The organism is Opitutaceae bacterium (assembly GCA_041395105.1).
Lineage (GTDB): Bacteria > Verrucomicrobiota > Verrucomicrobiia > Opitutales > Opitutaceae > B12-G4.
In genome coordinates, this window is record JAWLBB010000001.1 from 55,131 (window position 1) to 66,742 (window position 11,612).

Annotated in this window: 8 protein-coding genes; 6 read left to right on the plus strand and 2 right to left on the minus strand. The window is 62.2% G+C overall.

Features of this window, described 5'->3' with window-relative positions:
• Positions 1 to 3: 3 nt before the first annotated feature.
• A complete protein-coding gene (locus tag R3F07_00250; protein ID MEZ5274789.1) occupies positions 4 to 1,401 on the plus strand; it encodes a sulfatase in 1,398 nt (465 codons plus the stop codon).
• Here the strand turns inward: R3F07_00250 and pdxA (R3F07_00255) are convergent.
• Together pdxA (R3F07_00255) and pdxA (R3F07_00260) are read right to left on the minus strand one after the other, a co-directional pair.
• Positions 1,389 to 2,414: a 4-hydroxythreonine-4-phosphate dehydrogenase PdxA gene (gene pdxA / locus R3F07_00255; GenBank protein ID MEZ5274790.1), complete on the minus strand. Its 1,026-nt coding sequence runs from the start codon at positions 2,412 to 2,414 to the stop codon at positions 1,389 to 1,391. The two genes, R3F07_00250 and pdxA (R3F07_00255), sit on opposite strands and share 13 nt — an antisense overlap.
• Positions 2,415 to 2,490: 76 nt before the next feature.
• Positions 2,491 to 3,531, minus strand: a complete 1,041-nt coding sequence (gene pdxA, locus R3F07_00260; GenBank protein MEZ5274791.1) for a 4-hydroxythreonine-4-phosphate dehydrogenase PdxA — start codon at positions 3,529 to 3,531, stop codon at positions 2,491 to 2,493.
• A gap of 204 nt (positions 3,532 to 3,735) precedes the next feature.
• On the opposite strand from pdxA (R3F07_00260), the gene R3F07_00265 reads away from it, so the two are divergent.
• From R3F07_00265 to R3F07_00285, 5 genes are read left to right on the plus strand one after another with little or no spacing between them, the layout of a single operon-like run.
• Entirely contained in the window at positions 3,736 to 5,205 is a 1,470-nt protein-coding gene (locus R3F07_00265; GenBank protein MEZ5274792.1) for a DUF1593 domain-containing protein, read from the plus strand.
• A 5-nt stretch (positions 5,206 to 5,210) separates the two neighbouring features.
• Complete coding sequence (locus R3F07_00270) at positions 5,211 to 6,878, plus strand: arylsulfatase (protein ID MEZ5274793.1); 1,668 nt, start codon at positions 5,211 to 5,213, stop codon at positions 6,876 to 6,878.
• Entirely contained in the window at positions 6,875 to 8,491 is a 1,617-nt protein-coding gene (locus R3F07_00275) for a sulfatase (protein MEZ5274794.1), read from the plus strand. Before R3F07_00270 ends, R3F07_00275 begins: the two co-directional genes overlap by 4 nt.
• Positions 8,492 to 8,515: 24 nt before the next feature.
• Positions 8,516 to 10,408, plus strand: coding sequence for a sulfatase-like hydrolase/transferase (locus tag R3F07_00280; protein ID MEZ5274795.1), 1,893 nt, complete (start codon positions 8,516 to 8,518; stop codon positions 10,406 to 10,408).
• Positions 10,409 to 10,466: 58 nt separating this feature from the next.
• Positions 10,467 to 11,606, plus strand: coding sequence for an aldose epimerase family protein (locus tag R3F07_00285; GenBank protein ID MEZ5274796.1), 1,140 nt, complete (start codon positions 10,467 to 10,469; stop codon positions 11,604 to 11,606).
• Positions 11,607 to 11,612 lie beyond the last annotated feature (6 nt).

The following is an 11,612-nucleotide window of genomic DNA, read 5'->3' on the forward strand; positions in this document are numbered from 1 at the left end:
TCCATGAGACAGGCGCTCAAGATCCCTTTCTTCCTGCTCGCCCTTCTGGCCGGACTGACCGCTCTGACTCGGGCGCAGGACAAGCCCAATCTGATCCTCATCCTGGCTGATGATCTGGGTTGGCACCAGCTCGGCTGCTACGGGAGCGACTTCTATGAGACACCCGTCCTCGACCGGATGGCGGCCGAGGGGATGCGCTTCACCAACGCCTATGCGGCCGCCCCGGTCTGTTCCCCCACCCGGGGCTCGATCATGACCGGGAAATACCCGGCCCGGACCCATCTGACGGTGAATATACCGACCGGCCGCAACCTGGACCGCCCCACGGTTACTCCGGAATTCGCCGAGTCGCTTCCGCTCGATGAAGTGACCGTTGCCGAAGCCTTGAAGACCGCCGGATACACCACCGGTCACTTCGGCAAATGGCACCTCAACCGCGACAAGGACTACGCACCCGATCGCCCGGGAGACCCGGCCTCCCAGGGTTTTGACGTTGTCCTGACCACTCACAAACTCGACGAAGGCCCCCCCAGCCCCTATGAAAACGACTGGCAACACGTCCACCAGATCACCGAAGCCGCCATCGCCTTCATCGAGGAGAATCAGGATCGGCCGTTCTTTGCCTACGTTTCCCACAACAGCATCCACCGTCCTGAAAAGGAAAAGGATACCCTGATCGCCAAATACCGGGCCAAACCGGGTGCTGACAATGACGTCGAGTACGGCCACAACAATCCCGTTCAAGCCGCCATGCTGGAGGTCCTCGACGCCAGTGTCGGACGAATCCTCGACCGACTGGGGGAGTTGGGTCTGGCGAAGAACACCCTGGTTGTCTTCTTCTCCGACAACGGGCATCTCGGGCCCAAGGACGGCTTTCCCTTGAAGGGAAGCAAGGCGGACCTCTACGAGGGGGGCATCCGTCTGCCCCTCATCGTCCGCCAGCCCGGAACGGTTCCTGCAGGCACAACCCGGGACACTCTGGTCATCAGCAATGATTTCTTTCCGACCTTCTGTCGGCTGGCGGGAGTGAACACGTTGCCGTCCGGGATCGACGGTATGGATATTTCCGACCTTCTCCGAGGTTCGGAAACCGGGCCGGCTCGAGACACCCTGTTTTTTCACTTTCCCCATTACCATGCCCTCGGAGTCGGCCCCCAGAGCGCCCTGCGCGAAGAAAACCTCAAATTGATCGAGAACACCGAGGCCCGGCTCCTCGGACTGCCGGATGCATTCGAGCTTTACGATCTCGCTGCCGATCCCGCCGAGCGCCACAACCTTGCCGGCGAACAGCCGGGAACAGTCGGCCGCCTGCGGGACAAGCTCGAACTCTGGAAAAAAGCCGTCGGCGCCCAGGAGATGACGCGCCCCGAACAGCCGGGATCCGGCGGTCAGACCCGCTGACCCGCCAGCCTGGCGGCGATCCGGATGGCCTCGACCATGCTCTCGGCGTTGGCCCGCCCTTCACCGGCCTTGCCAAAGGCCGTTCCATGATCCACCGAAACCCGTATGATCGGCAGGCCTGTCGTGATGTTGACCCCGGTGATCGACCCCCACTGGCCCGTTTTGTGGTCGTACTGAAACCCCTGGAGCTTGGTCGGGATATGGCCCTGGTCGTGGTACATGACGACCACGATGTCGTACTGACCGCCCTTCATCTTCGAGAAGACCGTGTCGCCCGGAATCGGGCCATCCACCGACATTCCCTCCTCACGGGCCTGGGCGATGGCCGGTATGATTTCGTCAATCTCCTCGCGTCCAAAGAGACCATTCTCACCGGCATGCGGATTGAGGCCGCAGACCCCGATACGCGGTTTCTCAAAGCCCAGCTTGAGCAAGGTCTCGTGAGCCAGCCGGATGACGGCATGGACCCGCTTCTTCTTCACCCGATCGCAGGCCTCCCGCAGGGAAACATGGGTTGAGACATGGATGACCCTGAAATCCTCGTGAGCCAGCATCATGGCATAATCCTTCGTGCCCGTCAGCTCACCGTAAATCTCCGTGTGCCCCGCGTGTTTGATGCCCGCGGCAAAAATCGCTTCCTTGTTGATCGGTCCCGTCACCGTCGCGTCAATCTCCCCTTTCATGGCGAGATGGATCACCTTTTCGATGTAGTCGTAACAGGCCTGGCCTGTTTCGGCCGAGATCGTCTTGTGGCGGATGGCGTCCCCATCGATGTTCTTCAGGTCGAGAACATCGATCGTCCCGGGTTCATAGATCCCCTGGTCCGGGCGATCGACCGGGTTGATTTTCAAATCCAGCCCGGAAAAGGCGACGGCATTCCGCATCATCGCCGATTCGGCCACCGCCAATGGGCGACACATCCGGTAGATCTCAGGGTCCGCCAGTGCTTTGGCCGTGATCTCCGGTCCGATTCCCGCCGGGTCTCCGACGCTGATTCCTATGATGGGTTTCATTTTCATGACTTACTTTTCAAAATCCAAATCCGGACCGCAAAGGGTTTCGCGCCGGCGGCATGGTCTCCGGTATCCGTCATACTTTGTGGTGAACCACCATCTGCGCGGCAACATGCACGGCCTCGATCATGCTTTCGGGATTGGCGATGCCCTTTCCGGCGATGTCGAAGGCTGTCCCGTGGTCGACGGATACGCGGATGATGGGAAGACCCGCCGTGATGTTGACTCCGGAGATCGAACCCCAAGCCCCGGTCTTCTCGTCAAAATGAAATCCCCTCAGCTTGGTCGGGATATGGCCCTGGTCATGATACATGACGACGACGATGTCGTACTGGCCTCCCGCCATCTTGGAAAAGACGGTGTCCCCGGGTATCGGACCCGTGGCCTCGATCCCTTCCTCACGGGCCCGTTCGATCGCCGGCAGGATTTCGTCGATCTCCTCCCGCCCGAACAGCCCGTTTTCTCCGGCGTGGGGATTGAGGCCACAGACCCCGATTCTCGGCCTCTCCATTCCCATCTTCTTCAGGGTCGAATCCGCCAGCCGGATGACTGAGAGCACCCGGTCCTTCTTGATGAGATCGCAGGCCTTTCTCAGGGAAACGTGGGTCGTCACGTGAATGACCCGGAAATCCTCATGAGCCAACATCATGGCGTAGTCTTTGGTCCCGGTGAGCTCGCCGAAGATCTCCGTGTGACCCGAATGGATGCAACCCGCGGCAAAGATCGCCTCCTTGTTGATCGGGCCGGTCACGGTCGCATCGATCTTTCCCGCCATGGCCAGCTCAATCACCCTGGCCACATATTCATAGGACGCCCGCCCGGTCTCCGCCGAAACCGTCTGGTGCGCAATCCGCCGTCCATCCACATTCTTGAGGTCCAGCACATTGATCCTCGTGCCGTCATAGACTCCTTGACCGGGCTCATCGATGGCGTGAACCGGCCGGGAGAGGCCCGAAAACAACACCGCCTCCCGCATCAATTCGGCTTCACCGACCGCAAACGGGCGACAGATCCGGTAAAGTCCCGGGTCGTCCAGTGCCTTGGCCGTGATCTCAGGGCCGATTCCGGCCGGATCGCCGACGCTGATGCCGATCAGGGGAAGGGGATTCTCTGTCATGCGCTTCGTGTGGGTGGAAACAATTGCCCCAAGAGAAGAACTCACGTTGCCCCAAAGGTGAATCTTTTTATTTCACTAGTTCATCTCATTTATTTCACTCTATTTCACCCATAAGGCCGGAGCATCGCCCCCGACCCGGACTCCACTTTACCGGAAAATGAAGATCCGCTGGCCGGAACCTGATCGTCGACCGAGAATCATCGCATGGCTTCCCCAAAACCCCGCGTCGGGATACCGACTCTTTTCGGGTTGTTCCTCTTTGTCGTGACTCTCCTGCCCGCCCGCGACCGGGTCATCATCCTGGCTGACATGGGCAACGAGCCCGATGAGGAGCAGCAGATGGTTCACCTGTTGATGTCATGCAACGCCTTCGATCTGGAGGGGCTCATTGCCGTCACCGGCAAGTACCTGCGGGAGGATCCCCGTCCGGAACTGTTTCATCATTTGATCGACGGATACTCCCGCGTGGTCGGGAATCTCGAACTTCACGCCGCCGGGTGGCCTTCCCCGGAGCATCTCCACGCCATCACCGCGGCCGGTCAGCCCGGATACGGCATCGGCGACACCGGACCCGGCCGGGCCAGTGCGGGATCGGCTCTCATCGCCAAAGCACTGCTCAAGGAAGATCCCCGGCCGCTCTACGTGGTCGTCAATGCCGGTTCGAACACACTCGCGCAGGCCCTTATCGATCTACAGGCCGGACAAAGCCCTGACCAGATGGCCCGCGTGGTGGAGCGATTACGGGTGTTCGAGAATGGGTCCCAGGACAATGCGGGAGCCTGGATCTGCCATGAGTTTCCCGAAATCCACTGGGTGCGCAGCAATTACCAGACCTACAGTTACGGCGGCCCGGGCAATGACGGCGGTCCGGACGGAAAGCAGCTCGGTCCGCATACCTGGGAACCCTACGCCTACAGCACCGTCGGGCAGCACCAATGGCTCCTGGAAAATGTCATCGCCGGCCACGGCCCCCTGGGGAAGCTCTACCCGCTGAGGCTGTTCCGGATGGGTGGCCTCGGCTTCCAGGAGGGCGGCGGCACCATCCCGTGGATCGGACTGCTGCATCCCGGACTCTCCGACATCAACCATCCCTCCTGGGGTGGATGGAGCGGCCGCTACAGCCGGGAAAAGTCTGCAAATCCCTGGTCGCGTCACCCCGACATCCGGCCCGACGAGGAGACTTACGGAGGCTTCGCGGCCTTCATCGACGACGCCGACACCTGGACGGACCCGAAAACAGGAATCGGCATGACGAATTCCTACGCCCCGGTCTGGCGCTTTCGCCAGGCCATGTTCAACGATCAGCTCTGCCGGATGGACTGGTGCGGGAAGCCCTTTGAGCAGGCCAATCATCATCCTGTCGCCGTCTTCAACGGCGATGCCACGCCCACCATCGTCCGGATGAGAGCCACCGCCGGAGACGTCCTGGGCCTGGATGCCGGGGGCTCGAGCGATCCTGACGGCGACCCGCTCGCGGTATCCTGGTGGATCTATCCGGAGGCCGGCACTTATCCGGGGGCAATCGCGGTCCCGGAACCCTCTTCCGCAAGGACGTGTCTGGTCATTCCCGGTGATGCGGCCGGGACCCAGATCCACCTGGTCCTCGAAGTCGCCGATCTGAACAAGATCGCTTCCCTCTGCGCCTACCGCCGCATTGTCATCGACGTCCTTTGAATCGAATGTGTCTCCATAATCTCCTGACGCCAATCCCTGCCCTGCGCGACTGCCTCCTCATTGCCGGCGGAATCCTGATGATCGCGGTCGCTCCCGGGCTCCGGGCAGAGGCCCGACCCAATATCGTCCTGATCATGGCCGACGACATGGGCTATTCGGATATCGGATGCTACGGAGGTGAAATCCCGACTCCCAACCTCGATCAACTCGCCGCCGGCGGCCTGCGCTTCACCCAGTTCACCAACACCGCCCGTTGCTCCCAGACCCGGGCGGCGCTGCTGACCGGGCTTCACCCGCACCAGACCGGTGTGGGGATCCTGGCCGAGGATCCCAACCAGACCGCACCCCCTGATGCCGGACCCGGCTATATCCGCTACCTGAACCGCAACTGTGTCACCCTGGCGGAAGTCCTCGGCTGTGCCGGCTACCACACCTACATGGCCGGAAAATGGCACCTCGGGTACCATGATCGCGAAAAGTGGCCACGGCAGCGCGGATTTGACCGCTTCTACGGTATCATCTCCGGAGCCAGCAGCTATTTCCAACCCAGACCGCCCCGCGGATTGACCCTCGACAACGAACCGGTCCCGCCACCCGAGGACCCCGAGTACTACACGACCGACGCCTTCGCCGACTACGCGGTCGAGTTCATCCGCGACCAGGAGGATGATCGTCCGTTTTTCCTCTACCTCGCCTTCAACGCCCCGCATTGGCCGCTCCATGCCCGCGACGAGGATATCGCCAAGTTCGTCGGCCGGTATCGGATGGGCTGGGACAGGTTGCGGGAAGAGCGTTGGGCAAAACAGGTGCAGATGGGTGTCGTGAAAAGGGAATGGGGCCTTTCTCCCCGCGACGACGGGGCCCGCGCCTGGGATGAACTGACCCTCAGCGCACAGGTCCAACTGGATTTCCGCATGGCCGTCTACGCGGCCCAGATCCACCGCATGGACTGGAATATCGGTCGGGTCATCGCGACATTGAAAGAACGCGGCGTCTTTGAGAACACCCTCGTTTTCTTCCTCTCGGACAACGGAGGATGCGCGGAACCATACAGTGATCTGGGTGGTGGCACCTTCGAGGCAATCAACAAGCCCCACGCCGGCGGAGCCGGCGGGCCGGCTCACCCGGAAGACGGATCCTCCTATGGGACCGGTTGGGCCAACGCCTCCAACACGCCATTCCGACGCTACAAGGCCCGGCTGAATGAAGGAGGGATCGCGACTCCGCTGATCGTCAGCTGGCCGGCCGGACTGAAGACAGCCCCGGGCTCGCTGACCGGGGCCCCCGGCTACCTGGCCGACATCATGGCCACGGTCCTCGAGGTCACCGGCGCGACCTATCCGTCATTCTTCCGCGGTGAGCCCATCACGCCACCGGCCGGCCACAGCCTCGTTCCCATTCTGGTGACGGGGGACCGGCCAACCCCCGAGTGGTTTTTCTGGGAACACTATGGCGAGCGGGCCGTTCGCCACGGCGACTGGAAAGCCCTCCGGGCGAAGTCCGGCGATAGATGGGAGCTCTACGATCTGGCCCGGGACCGGAACGAACTCCAGGATGCGGCGGCCACCCACCCGGACCTGCTGGCCGCCATGACCAACCAATGGGAGGCCTGGGCGGCGCAAAGCCAGGTCTACCCGCGAACGACCAACGAAGGTTCACCGACCCCGCCATGAGATTCCATCCACTCATCCTCAACCTGCCCTTCGTTCTTGCCTTCGGTTCGTCTGCTGCCTTGCAGGCGGCCCCCGATGCGCAGGAAAAGACGCCCGCTCAGCCCAACTTCCTCTTCATCGCGGTCGACGATCTCAATACCTGCGTCGGCTATCTCGCCAATGAGCCCGGCAATCTTCTGGGAACCCTCTTCCCGGACCCGGATCGGCGGAACGCCTTTGCCGCGTCCCTGACGCCCAACCTCAACCGCCTCGCTTCGGAAAGCCGCGTATTCAGCCGGTCCTTCACCGCCTCCCCCCTCTGCGGACCATCCCGCACCGCCCTCCTGACCGGCGTGCCGACCCACCGGTCCGGGTATTACCAGCATTCGGAGAGTTTCCGCGATTACCCGAATCTCAGGGAGGTCACCACCCTGCCCCAATACCTCCGGCAAAACGGCTACTTCACCGCCGGCGTCGGAAAGATCTTCCACAAACCGCGGCGTGAGTTCCGGGGCGACCGGGTCATCGACTGGCCCGACTCGACGCTGTCCTGGGACAGCTTTGTCTTCCGTCAACATGGGGTTCAGCGCCATCCCGACGATGTGGCTCCCCGCTACAGCCTGCCCTGGGACACCTATATCCACTACGGGAGGACCCTGACCCAGACCGAGGTGGCGGCGGATTACGTCAACGTCAGCCACATCGCGCGCCTCCTCGGTGAAGGCCGGTCGACCCTGATGGACGATGAGGGAATCGTCCGGGAGGTCACCCTTCCCACCGACCAACCCTTCTTCCTCGCGGCCGGCATCTTCCAGCCCCATCTTCCCTGGAAGACACCGACGGAATTCTTCGACCGGGTCCCGATCGAGGATCTTCAGGTGACCCGCGAATTGATGGATTCCTGGCTGGCCGATCTCGATGATGTCCCCGAAGCCGGGCGGGAGTGGACGACGGCATCGCCGACCGGTGGAAACGAATACCGGCGCTTCCTCGACCGGGCGGTCGCCATGGACGGTGCAGGCGCCGACCTCCAGACCCTGAGAGAGATGATCCAGGCTTACCTCGCCTGCGTGGCCTTTGCCGATCATTGCATCGGCGCCCTGATCGATGCCCTGAACTCCGGTCCCCATGCAGCGGATACAGTGGTCATCCTCTGGAGCGACCACGGCTACCATCTGGGCGAGAAGAGCCGGATGGGCAAGACCGCCCTCTGGGATGAGGCGGACCGGAACGTCCTGCTCATCCGTGATCCGCAGATCGGGGCGAACGACGGCCGCTTCTGCCGCTCCGCCGTTTCCCTCCAGGATCTCTACCCGACCGTTGTGGCCCGTGCCGGTCTGCCTCTTCCCATCCAGGTCTCCGGGGAGGACCTCGCGCCCCTCCTGCAGGACCCGCAGGCCCGGAGAAGGGAACCGGTCCTGACCACCTGGTTGCGGGGAAACCACGCGGTCCGCGACGACCGTTGGTGCCTGATTCACTACGTGAACGGGACGGAGGAATTCTACGATGATCTCAATGATCCGGATCAACACCTCAATCTGGTCGCGCGTTCCGATTACGCCGAAGAGATCGCCCGCCTGAGGAATTCCCTGCCGGATTACGATTCGGTTTCCATGGTGCCGGGGGAAGAGTAGTCTCAGGAAATGGACCTCCGTTCAATGCCCGCACTACCGGCCCGACGACTCGCCGTTGTCCTTCTTGCCCTCATGGCCATTTCCTCTTTCGCCTCAGCCCGGCAGCCGAATATCCTCTGGATCTCCAGCGAGGATCATGGTCCGCAGATGGGGTGCTACGGGGATACCTACGCGACGACCCCGAACATCGACCAACTGGCAAGCCGGGGACTCCGCTACACCCATGTCTGGTCCAATGCCCCGGTCTGTGCGCCGGCCCGGACCACGATCATCTCGGGACTCTATGCGACGTCGACCGGAGCCGAACAGATGCGCAGCGAAGTCGCCCTGCCGGAAGGTTTCCGCATGTTTCCGCAATACCTGCGCGAGGCCGGCTATTACTGCACGAACAACGCAAAGGAAGACTACAATCTGAGGAAGCCCGGGCAGGTCTGGGATGATTCTTCGGCCCAGGCCCATTGGAGGAATCGATCGGGCGACCAGCCCTTCTTTGCCGTCTTCAATTCCACGGTCAGCCATGAGAGCCGGCTCCGGGTCCGTCCCCACGAGGCGGTTCATGATCCGGCCCTGGTTCGCGTGCCCGCCTACCATCCGGATACCCCGGAAGTACGCCAGGACTGGGCACAGTATTATGATACCGTAACGCAGGCGGATGCGGTGGCCGGTGACCGGTTGAAAGAGCTCGAAGAGGCCGGGATGAGCGCGGACACCATTGTCTTCTACTGGGGCGACCACGGCAGCGGGATGCCCCGGAGCAAGCGCTTCGCGGGAAACTCCGGCCTCCAGGTGCCTCTCATCATCTATATCCCGGAAGCCTTTCGGGACCTGCGTCCACCCGAGTATGTCGCGGGCGGCGTTTCCGATCGCCTGGTCGCCTTCGTCGATTTCGCACCCACCGTGCTCAGCCTGGCCGGGATCCAACCACCCCCATGGATGCAGGGAGAAGCCTTTCTCGGACCGTGGCAGACGGACGGCCGCGAGTTCAACTACGGTTTCCGGGGCAGGATGGACGAGCGGATGGATCTGGTCAGGTCCGTGACCGACGGTCGATTTGTCTACCTGCGCAACTACCTTCCCCACCTGCCTCACGGTCAGCATGTCCGCTATCAATTCGAAACCCCGACCACCCGGATCTGGAAGGAACTCTTCGATCAGGGCGCCCTGACTCCCGCCCAGGTTGCGTTCTGGCAACCACGGCCCCCCGAGGAACTCTACGATCTGCAAAGCGATCCCGACGAAGTGATCAACCTGGCCGGATCACCCGCCCATCAGGAGGTGCTCAAGCGCTTCCAAAGGGCCCATCTCGATCAATTGCTTGAAATCCGGGATACCGGATTTCTGCCCGAAGGAGACCGTTTTGAGCGCGCCGTCAACGACTCGCCCTACGCCCTCGGGCACGACCCGGCCCGCTACCCGCTGAAACAGATTTACGACATGGCCGACCTTGCCTCGTCCCTCGATCCCGCGGCGGAACCCGGACTGGTCGAGGGACTGATGGATTCGCATAGCGCAATCCGCTATTGGGCGATCCTCGGTTTGACCATGCGCGGCGAGAACGCAGCCCGCCGCCATGCGGATTCGCTCAGGGTCGCCATCGATGATTTCTCCCCCTATGTGCGCATCGCGGCCGCCGAGGCACTCGGACTTTATGGCGACAGCGAGGATCGATCGACAGCCGTCGATCGGCTCCTCGCCCACGCCGACGGACAAAGTCAGAATCTCTTTGTCGTGTGCGCCGCCCTGAACAGTCTGACCGCCCTCGGGCCGGCGGTCTCCGACCGGGCCGACGCCATCGCCGCCCTCCCCGACGAAGCCGCTCTGCCCGCATCCCGTTACCAGGGGTATGTCGTCCGACTGAAAGAACACCTTCTGGAAACCCTCCAACCCCACCGCAAACACGCCGGTGCCGCCCATTGACTCCGGCCCTGCAACTGACGAATCTGAACCCAAAGTCTACCCCCCTTCCATCAAGAACATGAATCCAAAAACACTGATCGCATCCCTCCTCGCAGCCGCCGGGCTATCCATCGCTTCGGCCACTCCGGCCAGCATCACCCTGCAGTCCTTCGGTCGGACGACCGACGGCACGTCGGTTGAGCTCTACACCCTGAAAAACGCCAACGGCCTGCAAGCCGACATCACCAACTACGGTGGCATCGTTGTGCGGCTCCTCACTCCGGACCGCCTTGGCAACCTCGGTGACATCGTTCTCGGCTACAATTCGTTGGATGACTACATCGCGGAAACCCCCTACTTCGGGGCGATCATCGGCCGCTACGGCAACCGGATCGCCGGCGGAACCTTCACGCTCAACGGTGAGACCTACACCCTGGCCAAGAACAACGACCCGGGCGATATCCCCTGCCACCTTCACGGAGGCATCAGGGGATTCGACAAAGTCGTCTGGAAGGCAAAACCGTCCATCACCGACGGGGAAGCCACCCTTACCCTCCATTACCTGAGCGCCGACGGAGAGGAAGGTTATCCCGGCAACCTGAAGGTCAAGGTCACCTACACCCTGACCAACGACGACGCACTCCGGATCGACTACCACGCCACGACCGACAAGGCCACCCCGGTCAACCTGACCAATCACTCCTACTTCAACCTCAAGGGTGAAGGAGACGGCGACATCCTCGGTCACGTCCTCATGTTCACGGCTGATCGCTACACCCCCGTCAATGCCGGCCTGATCCCGACCGGCCAACTCGCCCCGGTTTCCGGAACCGCCTTCGACTTCACCACCCCCCACGCCATCGGTGAGCGGGTCGACTGGGAGAACGAACAGCTCAAATTCGGCGGCGGATACGATCACAACTGGGTCCTGAACAATCAGGACGGCTCCATGGCGCTGGCCGCCACCGTTTACGAGCCGGTCTCGGGCCGCACCATCGAAGTCCACACCACCGAACCCGGCCTGCAGTTCTACTGCGGCAACTTCCTCGACGGGACCTTGGTCGGCAAGAGCGGGCGCCCCTACCACTTCCGCAATGGTTTCTGCCTGGAAACCCAGCATTACCCGGACTCGCCGAACCAGCCCTTCTTTCCCTCGACCATCCTCAATCCGGGCGAGACCTACCAGACGACCACGATCTACCGTTTCGGCGCCCGCTGAGGCAAG

Excerpts from the sequence above, each read along its gene's own strand:
- R3F07_00250 (MEZ5274789.1), top strand. The coding sequence starts at position 4 with ATGAGACAGGCGCTCAAGATCCCTTTCTTCCTGCTCGCCCTTCTGGCC.
- pdxA (MEZ5274791.1), bottom strand. The coding sequence starts at position 3,531 with ATGACAGAGAATCCCCTTCCCCTGATCGGCATCAGCGTCGGCGATCCG.
- R3F07_00265 (MEZ5274792.1), top strand. The coding sequence starts at position 3,736 with ATGGCTTCCCCAAAACCCCGCGTCGGGATACCGACTCTTTTCGGGTTG.
- R3F07_00270 (MEZ5274793.1), top strand. The coding sequence starts at position 5,211 with ATGTGTCTCCATAATCTCCTGACGCCAATCCCTGCCCTGCGCGACTGC.
- pdxA (MEZ5274790.1), bottom strand. The coding sequence starts at position 2,414 with ATGAAACCCATCATAGGAATCAGCGTCGGAGACCCGGCGGGAATCGGA.
- R3F07_00285 (MEZ5274796.1), top strand. The coding sequence starts at position 10,467 with ATGAATCCAAAAACACTGATCGCATCCCTCCTCGCAGCCGCCGGGCTA.
- R3F07_00280 (MEZ5274795.1), top strand. The coding sequence starts at position 8,516 with ATGCCCGCACTACCGGCCCGACGACTCGCCGTTGTCCTTCTTGCCCTC.
- R3F07_00275 (MEZ5274794.1), top strand. The coding sequence starts at position 6,875 with ATGAGATTCCATCCACTCATCCTCAACCTGCCCTTCGTTCTTGCCTTC.